Source organism: Paenibacillus sp. FSL R7-0652, from assembly GCF_038595045.1.
GTDB lineage: Bacteria > Bacillota > Bacilli > Paenibacillales > Paenibacillaceae > Paenibacillus.
Genome location: NZ_CP152001.1, coordinates 6,155,154 through 6,175,479, shown reverse-complemented (window position 1 = coordinate 6,175,479; position 20,326 = coordinate 6,155,154). Strand labels below are relative to the sequence as shown.

At 48.2% G+C, this 20,326-nt stretch carries 19 protein-coding genes; 8 read left to right on the top strand and 11 right to left on the bottom strand.

Translation table 11 applies throughout. The features are described 5' to 3' along the window. Positions 1 to 434: 434 nt before the first annotated feature. From MKY97_RS26915 to MKY97_RS26900, 4 genes are read left to right on the top strand one after another with little or no spacing between them, the layout of a single operon-like run. Positions 435 to 1,544: an ABC transporter ATP-binding protein gene (locus MKY97_RS26915; RefSeq protein WP_123064123.1), complete on the top strand. Its 1,110-nt coding sequence runs from the start codon at positions 435 to 437 to the stop codon at positions 1,542 to 1,544. Beyond that, positions 1,534 to 2,367, top strand: coding sequence for an ABC transporter permease (locus MKY97_RS26910; RefSeq protein ID WP_145333566.1), 834 nt, complete (start codon positions 1,534 to 1,536; stop codon positions 2,365 to 2,367). The genes MKY97_RS26915 and MKY97_RS26910 overlap by 11 nt, the downstream gene beginning before the upstream one ends. Next, positions 2,342 to 3,151, top strand: a complete 810-nt coding sequence (locus tag MKY97_RS26905; RefSeq protein WP_342553200.1) for an ABC transporter permease — start codon at positions 2,342 to 2,344, stop codon at positions 3,149 to 3,151. The genes MKY97_RS26910 and MKY97_RS26905 overlap by 26 nt, the downstream gene beginning before the upstream one ends. Next, positions 3,148 to 4,221: an ABC transporter substrate-binding protein gene (locus MKY97_RS26900; RefSeq protein WP_342553199.1), complete on the top strand. Its 1,074-nt coding sequence runs from the start codon at positions 3,148 to 3,150 to the stop codon at positions 4,219 to 4,221. Before MKY97_RS26905 ends, MKY97_RS26900 begins: the two co-directional genes overlap by 4 nt. A gap of 717 nt (positions 4,222 to 4,938) precedes the next feature. Here the strand turns inward: MKY97_RS26900 and MKY97_RS26895 are convergent. Together MKY97_RS26895 and MKY97_RS26890 are read right to left on the bottom strand one after the other, a co-directional pair. Next, a complete protein-coding gene (locus MKY97_RS26895) occupies positions 4,939 to 5,439 on the bottom strand; it encodes a hypothetical protein (RefSeq protein WP_342553198.1) in 501 nt (166 codons plus the stop codon). A gap of 221 nt (positions 5,440 to 5,660) precedes the next feature. Next, complete coding sequence (locus MKY97_RS26890) at positions 5,661 to 6,695, bottom strand: AraC family transcriptional regulator (RefSeq protein WP_342553197.1); 1,035 nt, start codon at positions 6,693 to 6,695, stop codon at positions 5,661 to 5,663. 134 nt (positions 6,696 to 6,829) lie between these two features. Between MKY97_RS26890 and MKY97_RS26885 the strand changes: the two genes are divergently transcribed. Next, the gene (locus MKY97_RS26885; RefSeq protein WP_342553196.1) at positions 6,830 to 7,417 is read left to right on the top strand and encodes an NAD(P)H-dependent oxidoreductase; all 588 of its coding nucleotides are present in this window, start codon (positions 6,830 to 6,832) and stop codon (positions 7,415 to 7,417) included. A gap of 211 nt (positions 7,418 to 7,628) precedes the next feature. Here the strand turns inward: MKY97_RS26885 and MKY97_RS26880 are convergent, their stop codons facing one another. From MKY97_RS26880 to MKY97_RS26865, 4 genes are all read right to left on the bottom strand, one after another. Next, positions 7,629 to 8,630: a cation diffusion facilitator family transporter gene (locus tag MKY97_RS26880; protein WP_342553195.1), complete on the bottom strand. Its 1,002-nt coding sequence runs from the start codon at positions 8,628 to 8,630 to the stop codon at positions 7,629 to 7,631. 169 nt (positions 8,631 to 8,799) lie between these two features. Continuing rightward, positions 8,800 to 9,408: an SMI1/KNR4 family protein gene (locus MKY97_RS26875; protein WP_342553194.1), complete on the bottom strand. Its 609-nt coding sequence runs from the start codon at positions 9,406 to 9,408 to the stop codon at positions 8,800 to 8,802. Between the two features lie 384 nt (positions 9,409 to 9,792). Then, complete coding sequence (locus MKY97_RS26870; RefSeq protein ID WP_342553193.1) at positions 9,793 to 10,566, bottom strand: class III extradiol ring-cleavage dioxygenase; 774 nt, start codon at positions 10,564 to 10,566, stop codon at positions 9,793 to 9,795. After that, entirely contained in the window at positions 10,563 to 11,240 is a 678-nt protein-coding gene (locus tag MKY97_RS26865) for an alpha/beta hydrolase-fold protein (protein ID WP_342553192.1), read from the bottom strand. The genes MKY97_RS26870 and MKY97_RS26865 overlap by 4 nt, the downstream gene beginning before the upstream one ends. 261 nt (positions 11,241 to 11,501) lie before the next feature. Between MKY97_RS26865 and MKY97_RS26860 the strand changes: the two genes are divergently transcribed. After that, a complete protein-coding gene (locus MKY97_RS26860; protein WP_342553191.1) occupies positions 11,502 to 11,870 on the top strand; it encodes a glyoxalase superfamily protein in 369 nt (122 codons plus the stop codon). Between the two features lie 39 nt (positions 11,871 to 11,909). Then, complete coding sequence (locus MKY97_RS26855; protein ID WP_342553190.1) at positions 11,910 to 12,458, top strand: XRE family transcriptional regulator; 549 nt, start codon at positions 11,910 to 11,912, stop codon at positions 12,456 to 12,458. A 106-nt stretch (positions 12,459 to 12,564) separates the two neighbouring features. Here MKY97_RS26855 and MKY97_RS26850 read toward each other — a convergent pair whose 3' ends face one another. From MKY97_RS26850 to MKY97_RS26830, 5 genes are all read right to left on the bottom strand, one after another. After that, positions 12,565 to 13,284, bottom strand: coding sequence for a 3-ketoacyl-ACP reductase (locus MKY97_RS26850; RefSeq protein WP_342553189.1), 720 nt, complete (start codon positions 13,282 to 13,284; stop codon positions 12,565 to 12,567). A gap of 72 nt (positions 13,285 to 13,356) precedes the next feature. Continuing rightward, positions 13,357 to 14,262, bottom strand: a complete 906-nt coding sequence (locus MKY97_RS26845) for a DUF4097 family beta strand repeat-containing protein (protein ID WP_342553188.1) — start codon at positions 14,260 to 14,262, stop codon at positions 13,357 to 13,359. Further along, positions 14,259 to 14,864: a DUF1700 domain-containing protein gene (locus MKY97_RS26840; RefSeq protein WP_342553187.1), complete on the bottom strand. Its 606-nt coding sequence runs from the start codon at positions 14,862 to 14,864 to the stop codon at positions 14,259 to 14,261. Before MKY97_RS26840 ends, MKY97_RS26845 begins: the two co-directional genes overlap by 4 nt. After that, positions 14,857 to 15,186, bottom strand: a complete 330-nt coding sequence (locus MKY97_RS26835) for a PadR family transcriptional regulator (protein WP_342553186.1) — start codon at positions 15,184 to 15,186, stop codon at positions 14,857 to 14,859. The genes MKY97_RS26840 and MKY97_RS26835 overlap by 8 nt, the downstream gene beginning before the upstream one ends. Positions 15,187 to 15,446: 260 nt before the next feature. Continuing rightward, entirely contained in the window at positions 15,447 to 16,991 is a 1,545-nt protein-coding gene (locus MKY97_RS26830; protein WP_342553185.1) for an FAD-dependent oxidoreductase, read from the bottom strand. Positions 16,992 to 17,360: 369 nt separating this feature from the next. Between MKY97_RS26830 and MKY97_RS26825 the strand changes: the two genes are divergently transcribed. Further along, entirely contained in the window at positions 17,361 to 20,192 is a 2,832-nt protein-coding gene (locus MKY97_RS26825) for a glycoside hydrolase family 3 C-terminal domain-containing protein (RefSeq protein WP_342553184.1), read from the top strand. Positions 20,193 to 20,326: the final 134 nt, after the last annotated feature.

Sequence of the window (20,326 nt, the reverse complement as noted above, 5' to 3'; positions counted from 1 at the left end):
TACGGAAATGTGACTGTAATGAGATGAAGAAGTTTATCGTCTGCGGGACTCCAAAGACGTTGTCAATAACCCATAAACCTGAAAGAGACGCGGCAGGACGTCGATCCGCTGCGTCTCTTTTTGTGATATCTGTTTTTGAATTGTATAAATGATAAGAAATGATCCAATCATTGATGACGGTGATGTTGTTTTTCTTCGTGGTCAGGGGATACACTGTACTGTCTTGAAACTATTAATCCGTTTGTATAGAAGACTAATTAATAAAAAAATAGATTTATTGCCATATTAATAATATTTGGAATGGAAGAGCTTGACTTTCAAAACAAAAGAAAATGGGGTAAATTAATCATATTCGAGATATGACTTATTCAAAGTCGTGTATAATAGGTAAGGTTTCTTAGGATAAACCCAAGGATAAGGAGGCGGCGTGAAGCATGTCAGAACAACAACCGATCATTCGGTTTGAGCGGGTGACGCAGCAATATGACCAGGATGAGGCTGTATTGAAGGCAGTTAGCTTTGAGATTGAACGTGGTAAATTTTATACGCTTCTCGGCCCTTCCGGCTGCGGTAAAACAACGATATTGCGGCTGATCGCCGGCTTTGCGGAGCCGACGGAGGGCAGCATTTATTTTAACGGGGCATTGATTAATAAGGTGCCTGCGCATCAGCGTCAGGTGAATACGGTATTCCAGGACTATGCGTTATTTCCACATTTGAATGTATTCGAGAACGTAGCCTTTGGCTTGCGGATTAAAAAAATGAAAACATCCGAGATTCGCAGCAAAGTGCTGGAAGCTCTCAAGTTTGTCAATCTGTCCGGTTATGAGAACCGGGAGATTGGCGAGATGTCCGGCGGACAGCGCCAACGGGTGGCGATTGCCCGCGCGATTGTGAACGAGCCTGAAATTCTGCTGCTGGACGAGCCGTTGTCGGCGCTCGACCTGAAGCTGCGTACGGAGATGCAGTACGAACTGAGAGAGCTGCAGCAGCGGCTGGGCATCACGTTTATTTTTGTCACGCATGATCAGGAAGAAGCACTCGCGATGTCTGATGAAATCTTTGTCCTGAACGGTGGTGTCATTCAGCAGAGCGGTACGCCGAATGATATTTACGATGAGCCAATTAACCGCTTTGTCGCGGACTTTATCGGAGAGTCGAATATCGTGGCAGGCAGGATGAAGCAGGACTTTGTCGTTGAGTTTGCAGGTGCACAGTATGAATGTGTCGATCAGGGACTGCAGCCGGACGAGCCTGTTGAGATCGTCATTCGCCCAGAGGACTTCGAGATCACAACGGAGGAGCAGGGCAAGCTCAAGGTGAAGGTGGACTCCCAGCTGTTCCGCGGCGTGCACTACGAGATTTCGACCTACGATGACGCAGGCAACGAATGGCTGATCCATTCGACGAAGAAAGCAGTCGTGGGATCGCGCATCGGGCTTTATTTTGACCCGGAAGCCATTCACGTTATGCGCTTCAACGAAACCGAGGAAGAGTTCGATAGACGACTCGAAGCTTATCAAGAGGCCGCTCATGCAGACTAAAGCCAGCACGCGCAATGCGTATCTAATTCCATACGTGTTATGGATGGTGTTGTTCGTTGTAGCGCCGGTGCTGCTGGTCATCTATTATTCGTTCTTTGATGTGGAGGGTAACTTCACACTGGGCAACTACGCGCGGTTCTTTACGCCAGTGTATATGCAGATGACGCTTAGTTCGTTCTGGTACGCGTTTCTGATTACAGCGTTCTCGCTGCTCATCTCGTATCCAACGGCGTACATGCTGACCCGAACGAAGCATAAGCAGCTGTGGCTGCTGCTGATCATTTTACCGAGCTGGATCAATCTGTTGTTAAAAGCGTACGCCTTTATCGGCTTGTTCGGTACGTATGGTCTGACCAACTCCCTACTCGAAGTGGTGGGCATTGGTACGCAGCAGATTTTGTTCACCGATTTCAGCTTTATTTTTGTGTCGGTGTACATCTTCATTCCATTTATGATTCTGCCGATCTTTAACGCGCTGGAAGAGATGAATCCGTCCTTGATCTATGCTGCACGGGATCTCGGTGCTTCATCGTGGCTGACGTTCCGCCGCGTGATCTTTCCGCTGACAATCAGCGGGGTGAAATCAGGCTGCCAGGCGGTATTTATCCCGGCGCTGTCCCTGTTTATGATTACTCGTCTCATTGCAGGGAACCGTGTTATTACGCTGGGTACAGCCATCGAGCAGCATTTTCTCGTGACCCAGGACTGGGGCATGGGTTCGACGATTGCCGTCTTTTTAATTATCGCAATGGCAGTTATTATGTTTCTGACCGGATCAGGCAAGAAGGAGGTGCGGAATGGGAAGAAACGGAAAACTGTCTAACGTCTATCTGGCGGTTGTATTCGCCATTTTGTATGCACCGATTGCCTATCTGATTTTCTATTCTTTCAATAGCGGCGGTCATATGCGCGGGTTCGAAGGCTTCACGCTGGAATGGTACAGGGAAGTTTTTGCGGATACCCGGCTGCTGATTATCGTCTTAAATACGTTTATTATCGCACTGTTGTCTTCGGCCATTTCAACCATTCTGGGTGTGGCAGGGGCACTGGCGATTTATCATGTACGCCGCAAACGAACCAAAAACACACTGTTATCCCTGAACAACGTGCTGATTGTTAGTCCGGATGTCATTATCGGTGCATCCTTCCTGATCCTGTTTACGATGATTGGCATCAAACTTGGCTTTACGTCGGTACTGCTGTCCCATATCGCATTCAGTGTGCCGATTGTAGTCATCATGGTGCTGCCGAAGCTGCAGGAGATGAGTCCAACCTTGATGGATGCGGCTCGTGATCTGGGTGCAGGGTCATGGCAGATTCTAACGCGTGTTGTGCTGCCTTACGTGAAACCTGGTATTTTCGCTGGATTTTTCATGGCCTTGACGTACTCGCTCGACGATTTTGCTGTAACCTTCTTTGTGACGGGGAACGGATACTCCACGCTTTCGGTGGAAATTTATTCCAGAGCAAGACAAGGGGTGTCGCTGTCGATTAATGCGTTGTCTACCCTGCTGTTCCTGCTCACGGTGCTGCTGGTGGTTGGATATTACTTCATTAATCGCCGTGCAGCACGCATACCAGCGGGAGGAAAGGGGCTGCGTCCATGAAACAGCTGGTACGGACATTTGCACTTGTGTTTGTGGCCGCTTTTGCCTTGATGATTCTCGCTTCATACTTGAATAAAAGCCAGGGGTACTCCGGTGGTAACACACTGACCATCTACAACTGGGGTGATTATATCGACCCGGATCTATTGAAGGAATTTGAGCAGGAATCCGGTATGAAGGTCATCTATCAGACGTTTGATTCCAATGAAGCGATGCTGACCAAAATTGAACAGGGTGGCACAACGTTTGACGTGGCCATTCCTTCCGAATATGCGATTAGCAAAATGAAAGAAGAAAAACTGCTTGTTCCGATCGATCACAACAAGCTGCCGAACCTGAAAAACATTGATTCCCGGTTCCTGAACCTCAACTACGATCCGGATAACCAATTTTCTATCCCGTATTTCTGGGGAACCGTTGGTATTGTGTACAATCCGGAGCTGGTGGGCGGTCTGACATTTGACAGCTGGAATGATTTGTGGGACCCGCGTTTGAAAAATCAGATCCTGCTGCTCGATGGTGCTCGTGAAGTCATCGGTATGGGTCTGAACAGTCTGGGCTATTCGCTCAACGATACGAACGAAGACCATCTCCAAGCTGCACTGCAAAAACTGTCCACGCTGACTCCTAACGTAAGAGCCATCGTTGGGGACGAGATCAAAATGCTGCTTGCGAACGAAGAAGCCGCAGTTGGACTCGTATGGTCTGGGGATGCATCGGAGATAATGGATCAGAATGACAAGTTGGATTACAAGGTGCCGGAGGAAGGTTCAAATCTCTGGTTCGACAGCATGGTCATCCCGAAAACAGCCAAAAACGTGGACGGCGCGCACCAGTTTATCAACTTTATGCTGGACCCGGATCATGCTGCACGCAACGCAGAGTACGTGGGGTATTCTACACCGAATGCCGAGGCACTCAAGCAGCTGCCAGAAGATATCTCAGAGGATGAGCGTTTCTATCCGGATGAGACTTTGACAAGCAAGCTGGAGGTCTACAACAATCTGGGCAAAAAAATGCTGTCGCATTATAACGACCTGTTCCTGGAGTTTAAAATGCACAGTAAATAGCTGCCCTCCAGGTTGCTGCAGCTATCAATTCACGGAGACCATCAGCGATTGCTCGATGTACCGACATTCAATCTTCTGGATATTGTTTTTGTAGAGAAGCAGCTCCTGCATAGATGGGAGCTGCTTCTTTGGTTTGTTTGACTCCGTGAATGAAATAGCTGTGCAACCTTATCGGAAAAGTAATTTTTTCTTTCTGGATACCCAAGATCAGTACCAATTTGTAGGAAAGCCGACCATTACGGAGCAGGAGGACATAGACCGTATAGATGTTAGTGTAAGGTTGAGGTCTAAGGTAAATGGACCTGAAATGGATGAGGACGTCAAGGAAACGGGGATTATGTACAATTTTAAAAAGAATGCATCCGGGAAGTGGAAAATTGTATTAATCGACTAGAGCAAATCCCATAACCCATATCAGCACCAATCATAGGTTCAGCAATTAACAAAATCACCCCTGATCACTAATAGATCAGGGGCGGTTCACATCCTTTACCTGCTTCAGAGCATCAGCATCTGAGTGCGATATCAGATCATTAACAAGTTACACATTAACGGAGAGGGCAGAGATAAGCTGTAGAAGCGGAGCGTTCGCCTTTATCCCCGGATTTTCCCTTTTAAAAAGGAATTCAAAAAATAAGGGGGTAACAGCGATCGGAAGATTACTCTGCGCGCGGAGTGGCCTAGTGTAATTAGCTTATGCATCTTATATCACTGCCACTACATATGCTTTTTGCGTCCCATGATGAGGTAAGCCCCGCCCACAATCAGCACAATAGCAATAAACGGCTGAATATAACTCATATTGTTTAGTACCGAGCCGATGGACATTACGGAGAAGAACAGGAGTGAAAGGACCGTCAGAATGTTAATCGGAATGAGCAGCCATCTATTCCGTCCGCCAAACCAATAGAGTTCAAACAGACCAACGGCTGGCGCCAAAATGAAACCCGGCCACATGGTACCCCAGTTTCCAAACAGCATTGCGATCTGGCAGACAAGCCCAACAGTCAGCAGCAGACCACCTGGAACCAGCAGCCCCACCCCTCTGCCAATCATGGAGAAGTACAGCCAGTGGAAGAACAGCCCCAGCGGTATAACAAATAAGGTAGGCCAGAAGGCAGCAAAGATCGTGCCAGGCCCCATAGAGCCGCCTTGATTCAGAATCAGGTATACACCCAGCAGAATCAGGACAGGTGCAAGAATCGTACGTTTAGCCATAATTACTCTCCTTTTTAATGCAGTATCATTTTACCGAGCGTATGTATTCACCGCTTTCGTTACTCACAGCATACCACGAACTGGAAAACATCAACCTCCGTCTTTGGCGTTAAACTTCACCTAGACTAAAGTCTAGGTATGCGGACTGTAGGCCAGTCTTCATTCAGGCTCCTCACACGTGGTATATCTCATGACATAACAGCTGGCGGTCAAGGGAAACATTAGGATTGTGATTCAGCGAGACTTGCCCGGTATTGTCCGGGTGTCTGTCCAGTCCACTTTTTAAAAGCATTCTGAAATGCACTTTGCTCCGAAAAATGCAGAGCATACGCAATATCGCCCATAGAATAGCTGCCTCTTTCTAAATAACGCTGTGCCATTTCCTTCCGTACCTGAACGGAGATTTGATTATATGTTGTACCTTCTTCACGCAATCGACTCTGGAGTGTGCGAATGCTCACGCCCAGATGCGCTGCTGTATGCTGTAATGTGGGGAAGAAGGAGGGGAGATTCTCTGTGATCCAACGGCTTACTTTGCTGGAGAAGGGCTGAGAGGCATAGAGATCTGCTCTGCTCTCCTCGGCCATCGTCTCAAATACTTTCAGCATTCTGGCATCCGAATATAATACGGGCTGCTTCAGAATATCCCTGGATAAACGCAGGAGGGTATGTTCAGCTCCGAAAAGGGGAGCAACCCCAAATGAGTTCATGTAAGCAGACAGATCACCCGCTGCTTCAGGAGCCTCATGACGAAACTGCACTTCTCGCACCAATGCCCGGCGATTAGCCAGCTTGTTGATCAGCTGCAGCACCGAAACAGCCATATCCTCTACGCAGTGGCGAGACATGGGAACATTCTCATTTTGCACCGATAACCGAAGGACCAGATCTGGTCCGTTTCCTTCCCAATCCAGTTGAAAGCCGCTGTACAAAATATCGTTATACCGCTGATAAGCCGTGAGCGCATCTTCTATCGTTTTGGAGTGCATCATGACATATCCGGGCAGGCCAAGGTCCGCAAAATCCAGTCTCAGGCCCTGATTTAACCCAAAATACAAATCTTTCGTATAATCAGCAGCGCACCGCATAATCCGTTCCAGTTCGGTGACGGGTATCCGTGCATCCGGGTTTGCCATGAGGGCAGGATCTACATGGACGTCTTGGAAAAAAGAATCGGGATCAAACCCTTTGTGTACCAGCGTTTTCAGAATAGGATACACCATGCTGATCGAGACGCTTTGATTGAGATGTTTCATAATTCCTCCGTTTGCGCGAATCCGCAATGATTCGGCGCCGTTGATCATTTGTTTATGCTGTCGTTCGCTCTATGCTTGTGACATACCCGTTTTATCGGCCTTCATGAACATTATTATACAGGAGGAACACAAGTATGAATGCAAATAAAATTCTCATCATTAACGGACACCCTGACCCGCAGAGTTACTGCAGAGCACTGTCAACGTCTTACGCAGAGGGAGCTAGAAAATCCGGGGCAGCTGTTAAGCTGATCGATCTGAGTGAGATCGAGTTCAATCCCAATCTGCGATACGGCTATCGCAAGCGGACAGAGCTGGAGCCTGACCTGCTGCAGGCCCAAGAATTGATCCGATGGGCAGACCATCTTGTATTCGTTTATCCAACGTGGTGGGGAACGATGCCTGCTGTAATGAAAGGTTTTATTGATCGGATTTTCCTGCCCGGGTTTGCCATGAGATATCGCGACAATTCACCTCTTTGGGACAAATTGCTGAAGGGCAAGTCTGCGCACCTCATCGTAACATCAGATACACCACGCTTATACAATCTACTGGTATACAGACAGGCTGGACACCGAATCATGAAATCCAATATCCTTAAATTCAGTGGTGTATCCCCTGTGCGTGTAACCGAGATTAGTCCGATTCGCAAGTCTACGGAAACGTTCCGTCAGAAATGGCTGGATAAAGTGAAAGAAATGGGTGTGAAGCAGGCAAGGTGAATATCGGACTAACAAGAACAAGATGATCAACATGAGTAATGTGTAATGAGATAAAGCCTATGAGGTGATCTGGCATTGAAATGCCGCAAGAGCATTCACATGGGCAGTACACGATAAAGGGAAATATCAAAGAGACGAAGCGGCACAAATCCGCTTCGTCTCTTCTTCGGCACACACTTAAGGGTGCAGCTGATAATCATTGATTTTAATATTATTTCACCACGTCCGATTGTTTTTTGCCCCAGCTGTTCACCCCATCATCTTCAATAATGGAGATGGCTGCATCTGCAATGTCCGGGTTCGCCATCAGTTTCTCCTGAATTCGGAATTTGATATCGTCTGCATCTGCGAGGCTCAGGCCTTTGGTCAGCTCAATCAAACCTTCGACATGGTAATAACGGCCTTCCTGAATGATGCGCATCATCTGGATGTCGGCAACATGGCTGTCCGCCAGAATCGTCTGGGATACCTTGTCCTCGATATCCTGAGGCGCTGCGACACCGATCAATCCAATCATGTTGTCGTAGCCGACACGGAAAGCTACAGCGATCATCAAACATCCAATGATGGTGGTAACAATACCGTCCAGCAAAGCAAAGTTGGTTAGTGCAATAACGACAACGGACACGAGCGCAAGGGCTGCCCCAAGCACAGCTACGACATCTTCATAGAATACGAGGCGGGTCGGAGGTGCAGCGCGTCCTACGTTTTTGATCGCTGCAGGTACGAGTGCCAGTCCTGTCGCTTTTGGCGCGCGGGCTTCCTTGAGAATTTCCTTCATCGCTTTGATGAGGATTGCGCCGTCGATCGCAATATTAAGCACAAGCACACCAATGTTGATCCACAGCCCACCCGAGTGACCAGCAGGATGCTGGAGCAGGTGAATGCCTTCATGAATCGTTTCATAGGCCATGATCGTTACTACAATAACGGCAATCATGCAGAAAATGTTGATGACCCGTCCGAATCCGGTCGGAAAGCGGCGTGTAGGCTGCTTCTCGGATAACACACTTCCGACAAAAACAAACCCTTGGTTAATGGCATCGGCGAGTGAATGCATCGCTGAAGCAAACATGGCGCCGCTGCCGCTGAAGATAAAGGCTCCTCCCTTACACAGCGCAAGTATGGCATTTCCGGCCATAGCTACGGCAGAGGATGTGTTTCCTTTTTTGACGAGAGACATAAAGCTCTCTGACTTCGGTTGTTCAGCCACTTCGGTAGTTCCTCCCAGATAATATGTAGTTGATGTAGAAAGACAGTCCTTGTTCCGGTAGTTTGTGCATTTCACTAAATGTTATTATACTCGCCTTCGCATCTCCCAGCATTATGAAAAAATGGTCATATCGCCATCCAACAAAATCCGGCTGTCGCTGCGTGCCAACTTAATATTCGATTGCTTCTATCTCACGCAGATTACGATTGGACTGCTCCAGCAGCTCCGTGAAGGTTTCAGCTGTGTAATAGACAAAGTCAGGATCGTGTGTGAACATAATGATCTGCCCATATGTTCCCTGCTCTGCTGGGTCAAAGTCCAGCATTAAATACAGTGAGCCGCCCCCCAGCTTACCAAAGGTAATCCACGACTTCTGATGCAGATAAGGTTTGATTCGCGGATCCAGCTCAAGCATTTCTTCCTTGGAAAAGTAGTCTTCCATCGGAATCTCTACCGTACCGTCGTTTTCCTGCTGCATCTGTTCCAGCGATAACATGTAGAAGACATTGTCCTCATTTCGTGCTGCATCGCCTGGGAACAGGACATGAAAGGCATATCCACTACCATTTTTACGTTTGTAAAATGCCCGGAAATCGGGTGGGAGACGTATACCGTAATGCTGTTCGAACGAATCCAGTTCCTCATCAGCTGCCCCTTCCCGTTCGCGGTAAGCTTCCAGCAGCTCCTGGTTTTCCTCGTCCTGAACCTTTTCTTCCAACAGTTCCAGCAGCTCATCCATTAATTCATCGATACGCTGTTCCGATCTCGGCTCTGACATGTTGTTTCGCCTCCTTAGGAGAGTGGATATTCCAAAACGTATCCGGTATCCTATTCGTTTTGGTGTGAATACATGATTCAACTTATACTATAAAGTTACTCCAAAAGCTTGTACAAGAAACGATAGACCCAAGGCGGGAGCTCTATATATTGAACTAATTTGATGTATAAAAGTGCACTCGTGCTCTATGCAGCTGCGATTTGCTATCTTTAACAACCCCAAAAAAGCGTGAGCGGCAGGGGACCCTGCGACTCACGCTTTCGCGCATCTATAGTGTACATCTTATATCTTACTGGAACTGTATCCATATCTATATCTGTATTGCTGCATCCGCGATTTTCATATCTCTAATATTTCTTGTATTCACAGTCTCATGCGTCCAGCTTATTCAAATTTCCAGCAGGACAGACTCAGGTTTCCAAGCTGATATGCCCGGAACAAGAGGGAGGCTTGCTTTTTTGCATCTCCTGCACCCATTGCCAGCAGTAGAGGTACAAAATGCTCTGGTGTAGGGACTGCAGCCTGAGCAGACGGTGCAGTTTTGTCATAAGCAAAGAGAGCATCCGTATCCCAGCGCTCCAGCTTATCCTGCAGCCAGCTGTCGAATTCTAAGGCCCATGAATCCACACCTGTACTTTCCCAGTTCAAACGTCGCAGGTTGTGCACCGTTCCCCCGCTGCCGATGACCAGAATGTCTTGTTCACGCAGCGAGACGAGTGCTTTACCAATCTGGTACTGCTGCTCGCCTGTCAGGTAACGGTTAACAGACAAAGCCACGACAGGGATGTCTGCTTCAGGATAGAGCAGACGCAGTACAACCCATGCTCCGTGGTCGAGGCCGCGCATATTATCGGTCTGTACAGGGATTCCCGCCTCGGTTAGCCGTTTGACGACTTCAGCAGTTGTTTCGGCATGCCCCTCCGCCGGATATTTAATCTGGTAGAGTTCAGGCTGAAAACCGCCGAAATCATAGATCGTGTCATATGATCCGCTTACAGAGGAGACAAGCTGTGTGTTCGATTCCCAGTGAGCGGAGAACAGCACGATTGCTTTTGGCTTGGGCATCTCCTGCCCCAGTTTTTGCACGAACTCAGTGTAAGCATTCTCCTCGAGCGCCAGTGAAGGAGCGCCATGAGCGATAAACAGAGATGGCATCATGATTCTTTCATTCCTTTCGTATCTTCAGTCGTTACCTGGATATCCGTTTGCAGGAAATGTTGAAGTTTGGCGTATAACTCAGGGGTCACGGTATGACCGCCGCTGTATGGTACATAAGTGACATGGTCAGTGTACTTTCGGAAGAAAGCAGCGTTATCTTCGCCAAGCTGCAGCGGGAACAGATGGTCCTGATCACCATGCGAGATAAACGCAGACAGATTGGGCGAAGGCTGAAGAGTGTATTCGTCTTTGACAAACTGCGGAATGTATCCGCTCAGGGCAGCAATGCCCTTGATTGCGTCACCCATAACCAAGGCCAGCGTCATTGCCATGATGCCGCCCTGACTGAATCCGGCGATGTAACGTCGTGCAGGATCAATCGCATATTGAGCCGACAGCTCAAGGATGAGCTGCTGTAGCCCCTGAACCGAGGCATCATATAATTCGCGGACAGGATTCCCTATACTTTTGATCTGGAAATAAGCATATCCACCACCTTGAACAATAGGGCCGCGAATGGCAGCGATAATGAAATCAGAAGACAAGGGCTCCAGCAGCCGAAGCATGTCCTGTTCATCCGATCCCATACCGTGCAGAGCGAAAATAACCGGGTACTGCTGATCTTTATCGTAATCGGGAGGCAGCATCACCTCATGAATATAAGAAGAATTCAAACCAATACACCTCCAGGTGAAATGTAAGATATGCATGAATCAAATGTGTAAACCGAACCCATAAAGAAATAGAATAGATTGAATCGACATCTTCCGAAAAAAAGTTCACTAATGTGAAAATAATATTCTTATTAATGAACAAAATTTATCACGATTTCATTGTAGGGTCAACACTTTTTTTGTATGATGAAAATATGTTTTGTATCAAGGAACTTGAGAAAAGGGAAATGTATATTCATTTTTGGAGAAGGAGCTGCTAAGATGATGAAACGGATTGTACCTATTCTGAGGATATTTGATGAACTTAAAGCAAAGGATTTTTATATTGATTATCTGGAATTCAAGCTGGACTGGGAGCATCGATTTGAGGCAGACATGCCCTTATATATGCAGGTGTCCCATGGCGATGCTGTCATTCATCTATCTGAACATCACGGAGATTGTACTCCGGGTGCGGCAGTACGTATTGAGACGGAGCAGTTGGATGAGCTGCATGAGCGGATTTCTCTGAAAAATTACAAATATGCCAGACCCGGTATAGAAGAAACACCTTGGCATTCACGGGAAATGACGATTACTGATCCATTTGGCAACCGGCTTATTTTCGTAGAGACAGCGGTTGAATCTTGAATGAATTGAGCAGTAATCAGAGAGAGGAAGAGCAGGACTATGGATATCGGCTTGGCAATTCGAACGATACGAAAACAGAAACAGATTACCATCATGCAGATGTGTGAGGGCACGGGACTGTCCAAAGGTTTCATCAGCAATGTGGAAAATAACAAAACCTCACCCTCCATTGCTACACTGGAAAGCATTGCCGACTATCTGGATGTGCCGCTGCCGTACCTGCTGCTAACACCGGAACAGCGGATGAATGTGGTGCGGAGGCATGAACGCAAGGAAACGACTGCGGGCAGCGGGCAGATCAAAGTACAGCAGTTAACGGCGAAAGGCGCTATGCGCATGTCGATCGTAGAGCTGCCACCAGGGGCTTCTACAGGTATAAGTAAACATGCGGGTGAGGAGAGCCATCTGGTCATGCAGGGGGTGATCCAGGCAAAGCAGGGAGAGGATGAGGAAACGCTGGAAGCGGGAGATTCATTTACGTGGAACGCGATTGTACCGCATGAGGTTACCAATATTGGCGATGAGCCCGCCGTTGTATTGATTGCAGTGTCCAAGGAATTGGAGCTGGATCACCTGCTGAACCCGTAAGTGGGAGAGAGATAATGAAGTATTATAAAAACCACCAACCAGAACGCTGGTTGGTGGTTTTCGGGCTCTCTTTCTGCTTCTAATGAAGCTGGCCTTCGCTTGAGGCTTACTGTGGATTGGTTGTCCAGAGACCTGCGGCTTTAACGAATACACGATCGGACAGCTTCAATGTTGCCAGCGCAAGCTCAGCCACATCTTCAGCCTGCATCATGCGATCTTCGTCTCCAATCTTGAGTCCGGCATTCACAGCCAGTTCGGTATTCACCGTGCTTGGTGTCAATGCAGTTACACGAATATTGGATTTGCGGACTTCCTGCATCAGGGATTCTGTCATTCCAAGCAGTGCAAACTTGGAAGCACAGTAGGCGGAACCTGTAGCGAATCCGCGCTCGCCTGCTGTTGAAGCAATATTGATGATGCTGCCGCTGCTCTCCTTGATCATGCTTGGAAGGACGGCACGTGTCACGTAGTATGTACCCATTACATTGACATGCAGGATGCGCTCCCACTCTTCAGGGTCCATGTCCAGGAGTGTTCCGAATTTGCCGATCCCTGCATTATTAATCAGGATATCAACGGCTCCAAGCTCCAGCTCAATCGCTGCGACTGCAGCTTCAGCTTGAGTGCGATCCGAGATGTCGGCTGCTGCGCTGGTTACTTTTATACCATATTCCTGGCTTAAAGACTCTTGAAGGGCCTGAAGGTCAGAAGCCGTGCGGGCAATCAGTCCGAGATGTACGCCTTCCTTGGCAAGGGCTTCGGCAATGGCACGTCCGATACCTTTACCAGCACCTGTAATAATGGCTGTTTTATTTTTAAGTTCCATGGGATAATCCTCCTCAGCATTTGGGTTAGCACTTGATTATACTATACTTTACCCAACGATCGGAAATATGCTTCATGGCTGTTTAGTAATCTCAATGCTGCCGGATGTTGTTCTGGCCTTAATCAGTTCCTTGCTCACCATTGGTGATTCAGGTACATCGACATCACCTGAAGTGGCGCGGGCATCATAGATACCGTCAAAATCAGGTGCAGCCTGAATGTAGATATCTCCCGAAGTCCCCGAAGCGTTAACGGAAGCTGCTTGAGACTGCTCGATATGTATACTTCCCGAAGTGAACTCGACGTCCGCATCACCGTTTAAATTTGTAATCCGGATATCTCCTGACTGAATGCTGCTTGTTACTTTTCCGGCAATCTGATCTGCTTTAAAGCTTCCTGAGGTTTGTTCAACGGTCATATCTCCGTTGATTGTGGAAGCAGCAATGTCTCCGGAAGTCAGTGATAGTTCAATTCGAGGAACTTTGACTTCCTGCAAACGGATAGAACCGGACGTGTTTTTCATTTCTAGTGATTGAGCGTGCAGTCCATTTACATCCCAGTCACTTGAGGAGGAATGCAGTGAGACATCATTTAAACGATATCCTTCCGGTAAAGCTACGGTTATTCTTGAATCCTCTTCGTCCCAATGAAAGGTAAGAAATTGAAAGCGGGCACGCTTTTCCTGGGTCAGCTTGAATGTGCCATCGGTCAATTTTGCCTGTTCAAAGCTTTTGATCTCATGTTCATCCCATTTGCCGTCTACCTCGATATATGCATCGTTATCCGGGCTGACAATGAATTCAATATCAGCATCAAAGTTGCCGTTCATCTGGATGTTCTGCAGCTCCCCGGAATTGAAGTCCCACCGTTTAGCGTATGGCTCCCGTTCGTCTCCAAACTGAACGCCGTAGATGGATGTACCAAGCAAACCTATTCCGATACAGATGACGGCAATTGCAATCCATTTTTTAGTACTCATGAAGAAACATCCCCTTTCATCACTTTTGCATTCCAACGAATATATTGAAGCGTAATGGTTTTAAATGCTCGAAAAACAAACTTGGAGGCAAAGGCAAACAGTATGCCAATTCCGAATAAACCAATGGACACGAAAATTTCCGCTTTTTCGAGGTGGTTCAGAAATAGATAATCTACAATAGCGGCGACAGGGGCCAGGGTCAGCAGGGACATGCCTGCAATGGTGAGCCACACCGACCAGAGGCTGAGACCGATGGGAATCATGAGCATCAGATTCAAGAATATCAAGCCGATTAGGGCGAAAAAATTGCGTGCAGCCCGATTCCGGTTCACGGCTGGCTGCCTCTCTCCGAATGGAGGTGCATAGAAGGGGTCCGTACCGGATATATCAGAGTATGTGTGAGCCTCGTACCGATCGCCGAGTGCTTCACGCGCAATCTCCTCCGGACGACCCAGTTCCCGGGAGATTTCCTCTTCGGATCTGCCTTCACGCAGTCCGATGGCGAAATGCTGGTCATAATCCGCAAGCAGTTCGGCACGTTCTAACGGGTCCAGCGGACGTAAATGCTTTTCCATCGCCTGCATAAATTGTTGTCTATTCATCTTCGGTTCCTTCCTCTATCAGATTTGCAACGCTGCGTACAAATGTGTTCCATTCTGTGGTTAGTACTTCCATATATTCACGGCCTGTATCGGACAGGCGGTAATATTTACGGGGAGGTCCCTCACTGGATTCTTGCAGATAAGTTGTACAGTATCCGTCCTTCACAAGCCGGCGGAGCAAAGGATACAGCGCACCTTCAGCCACTTCAAAATGTTTGGAGACCGCCTGAGCCAGTTCGTAACCATAGCGATCCTGACGATGAATCAAGACCAGGACGCACAGCTCCAGTACCCCTTTTTTGAACTGGATGTTCACATTCACATCGGTTCCTCCTGGTTCTTTTCAATATTCACTATTATGTATTATTCAGTAGTGATGAAATCATCATAGCATTCACTAGTGTGTAATGCAACGCAGTATTTATAAATAAGCCTTGATATCAGCATACAGAAAAACCGGATCGGCTGCTTCCGTCTGGAGGCGGATACCGACCCGGTCTATAAGATGAATGTACGAAAGGCACCCTGAACGCGGCTTCACAATTCGGGGTTCACGGGGTTCAGATGAGACAGCTCGTGTAATTAAGGTCCCTGCACATCCAGGATCGGAAGGTCTTCTACCGCAGGTCCTTCTATGACGCGGCCTTCATAATTGAAACGGGAGCCATGGCAGGGACAGTCCCAGGAACGCTCTCCTTTGTTCCATTCCACTTCGCATCCCAGATGGGTGCAGGTTGTATCGACCAGAAAGAGCTTTCCGCTGGTGTCCTTGTAGGCACCGGCCCGTTTGCCGTTATGACGAACGACGGCTCCTTCGTCATTCTCAATCTCGCTTATATTTTTGTGAACGATGCCTACTTTTCCGGAAATTAATTCCTTTGCAACATTGACGTTTTCCACAATAAAGTTTTTGATGCCCGGGTCGGCTTTGAATCTTGCCGGATCAAAAACAGCGGCATGTGGATTATCCCGTCCAGTAATCCGGTCTGCCAGTATATGCCCAGCCATCGTGCCTGTAGTCATTCCCCATTTGGCAAAGCCTGTGGCAACATAGATCCGTTCATGTCTTCCGGTGATCGGTCCGATGTAGGGTACTTTATCGATGGAGATGAGATCTTGGGCAGACCAGCGAAATGGAATGCTGCGAATGCCAAACGTTTCTGCTGCATACTGCTCCAGGCGCTCGTAGTGACCGAAGGTGCATATGCCTTGTCCGGTTTTATGGTTTTCCCCGCCGAAGAGAATATGCTCTTTGCCATTGTGTATGACGGCACGAAGTGAACGGGCCGGTTCATCATCCGAGATGTACATGCCGCCGGCATACGTTTTTTCTGGCTCAACCATCACCGCATAGGAACGCTCGGCATGAAGCCGGGTGAAGTAAAATCCGGGATCATACACGGGAAAATGAGAAGCGACAACGATATGCTCTGCCGTGACGAATGAACCGCCATACGTTCGTATTCGAAGGGAAGCTTCTTCCTCAACATCGGTTACCGTGGTGTGTTCATAGATGCGCACACCCTGCTTCACGGCTGTTTCCAGCAGATAATGAAGGTAGGCTAACGGATCAAACCGTGCTTGCCCGGGCATACGAATACCTGCTCTGGATGGGACAGGGATTGGCAGTGGATCTACCCATTCACCGGGGATGTTCAATTTGCCGTAAGCAGTCAGCTCAATCTCGAGCTTTTTAATATTGTCTTCGGATTGAATATAGACATAGGCATCCTCATCGGACCACTGGCAGTTGATGTGCTTTTCCTTGACTAAACTGCGCATCCAGCTCGCTGCACTCGCATTCCCTTCATAGTACATCTGTGCCTGCTCCTGCCCGAAATGATGCATGATTTCGTCAAAGATCACCCCATGCTGTGCAGATACTTTAGCAGTCGTATGGCCGGTTGTACCATCCAGCACCTTGCCTGCTTCAAGCAGCACAACACTCAGACCAGACTGTGCAAGCAGATAGGCCGTTGTAATGCCTGCGATCCCGGCACCAATAATGGCTACGTCGGCTGAAGTGTCCTCTGCCAGCTTCGGATAGGTATTGAATGTATTCGCGGCTCGCCATAAAGATTCCGGGATCGGCGGCAAATTTGTTTTTAACTGCTCGTGTTCACTCATTTATTTTCTTCCTCCTCGATCTGGATCAGACCCTATTGCGGGATGCCTGGGTTCATATATTCCAGTACTTCTAATCAGGATTGCCAGAGTATGCCAGAAAAAAACGAGTACACCTATAATTTAAGAGTGGAAGCTTCACATTTTCATGAATCGGCCCCTGTATTTTTGACTTCATATGTTTTATAGTAGGAATATCGAAATCGTTTTAGAAAAATATAATGAACATCCTATTCTTAGAAGAATGCATGTATGACAAAGGGTTTTTAGTCAATTTAGCAGTATAATGCATCTGAACTAATGCATAATTTATTTTAAAATTGTATTCGCTATCATTATAATTATAATTTCATTTATTGAAGGAGATTGGATATGACAACTCATCAAACGAAATACCCGTTTCAAGATACTGCACTTCCGCTTAACGATCGGGTAAAGGACCTCGTATCCCGGTTGACAGATGAAGAAAAAATCGAATCCATGCTCCAGTACCAGCCAGCCGTTGAGCGCTTGGGTGTGGCGGCTTACAAACACGGAACGGAAGCTGCGCACGGACTGGCATGGCTTGGTGAAGCGACATCCTTCCCACAGCCTGTTGGGCTGGCATGTACGTGGGATACAGATTTGATGAAACAAATCGGCTCCGTCATCGGAGATGAAGCACGTGTATTCTATAAGCGTAATCCTGCCGTCAATGGTCTTACCCTGTGGGCACCAACGGTGGATATGGAACGTGATCCGCGCTGGGGTCGGAATGAGGAAGCGTATGGTGAGGACCCGGAGCTGACAGCAGAGCTGACAACCGCATTGGTAAAGGGCATCCAGGGTGATCACCCCCAATACTATAAAGCGGTGGCTACCCTCAAACACTTTCTAGGCAACAACAACGAGGTGGATCGCGGCAGCGGCTCATCCAGTATCGATCCGCGCAATATGCGCGAATATTATTTGAAAGCATTTGAAAAGCCGTTCAAGCAGGGCGGAGCACAGTCAATGATGACTGCGTACAACTCTATCAATGGAACGCCAGCTCTGCTGCATCCCTATGTGAACGAGATTGTCAAAGGTGAATGGGGCATGGATGGTTTTATCGTCAGCGATGCGGGTGACGTGATGGGCATCAAAAATGACCATCACTACTACGATTCCCACACACCAGGTACGGTGGAGTCAGTCAAAGCAGGGATTGACAGCATCACCGATGATGCCGAACTGTCCAAGCAAGCGCTGCGTGAAGGGCTGGAGCAGGGGCTGCTCAGCATGGAGGATATTGATAAAGCCTTGTTCAACACTTTCCGTGTACGTTTCCGTCTCGGTGAGTTTGATCCCGAAGAAGGCAACCCGTATGCTGCAATCGGCGAGGAATCTATGATGACAGAGAAGGCCAAGGCATTGTCTCTTCGGGCGGCGAGAGAACAAATGGTCCTGCTTAAAAATGATAAAAGCATCCTGCCCCTGGACAAAACCCAAGCAGGTAAAGTGGCTGTCATTGGTCAGCTCGGCGGAACAGTCTATCGGGACTGGTATGCAGGAACGCTGCCTTACCATGTGACACCTCTGGAAGCCATTCGCAGCAAAGTAGGCAGCGATAACGTAACCTTCCAGGATGGTGATGACCGCATCACGCTGACTTCTAAAGCAAGCGGTAAGAAGCTGGGACTTGTCCGGACCGAGAACTCACCTGTGATGGCAGTCAAAGCTTCGGAAGAAGCCGAGACGTTCCGAGTGACGGACTGGGGTTTTGGCAGTTACACGCTGCAGGCCGAAAGTAATGGCAAATACCTGACCACGGATGAAGAGTCCGTCACTGCGTCAGCTAATGAGGTGTATGGCTGGTTTGTCAAAGAAGTATTTCACCTGCTTCCGCAGCCTGACGGCAGTGTAGGATTGACAACTTGGAATGGCAAAGTGGTGACCGTGCCGGCTGAAGGGCATGATGCGCTCAAGGTGTCTGAAGAGCTGAAGAAATTTGGTGATGCCGAGACATTTCAGCAAAATGTAGTAATCAGCGGAATAGAAGAAGCCGTTACTGCTGCCAAAGAAGCCGAGACAGCCATTGTATTTGTTGGTAACAACCCACTCGTCAACGGCAAAGAAGAAGTGGATCGTCCGGGTCTGGATCTGGCCGAATCACAGCAGCGGCTGGTGCAGGCCGTATATGAGGCTAACCCGAATACGGTAGTGGTCATCGTGGGAAGTTATCCATTTACCTGTAACTGGGTTCAGGAGAATATTCCAGCGATCCTGTACACGTCACATGCCGGACAGGAACTGGGCAGCGCAGTCGCTGACGTGCTGTACGGGGATTATGCTCCTGCGGGCCGTTTGAACATGACTTGGGTACAATCGGAAGATCAGCTGCCCGATATTCGCGATTACGATATCATTCAATCTGGACGGACGTATCAATATTTTGAAGGCAGTGTGTTATATCCGTTCGGACACGGGCTGACATATGCATCATTTAAATACAGCAATCTGGAGGTTAGTCCTTTACAAGCGGGCCAAGATGACCAAGTGACGATCCGTGTGGATGTGACCAATACCGGCTCAATCGACAGTGACGAGGTGGTGCAGCTGTATGTACGTGCAGGCAAGTCAAGAGTTAAACGTCCGCTCAAAACGCTGAAAGCTTTCCGCCGCCTTCATATTAAAGCAGGAGCGACAGTAACGGTTCATTTTGAGCTGCCTGTTCAGGAACTGGCAATCTGGGATGTCACGCGTGACCGGTACGTAGTGGAGGAAGGCATTTATTCCATCATGGCAGCCAAGTCTTCATCGGATGTGCAGTTAGTTGCAGATCTGAAGGTAGTGGGAGAGACTATTCCTGCACGTAATCTAAGTGTGAGTACACGCGCCGAGAACTATGATGCGTATCAGGGTGTGGAACTGGATGAGTGCAAAGAAGGCGGAACAGCAGTCCGTGTTATCGGAGAGCGGGGGTGGATTGCCTTTAAGGATGCTGATCTTGGAAGCGGGATGACTGTTCTTGAAGCACGCGTATCTGCAGAACAGGAAGATGGTGTGCTGGAAGTGAGATTAGGTGCACCTGATGGCGCAATTGCTGGTCGTTTGGAACTGGCACGGGGCGGTGCGCAGCAGTGGCAGTCGGTTAAAGCTGAACTGACAGGAGCAGCGGGATTGCAGGATGTTTATCTGGTACTGACTGCGGGTGTACGCATTCGTCATTTCGAGATTCGTTAGTTATAGAACATATAAAAGAGAGCTTACGATTAGCAGAAGGTCGCCGACTTTCTATTGTATCCTCTCTGTAATATGGGGCTGCCAGCTTTGCTGGTTGGCCCTTTTTGCGTTTTTTCTAAGGTTCCCATTCAAAA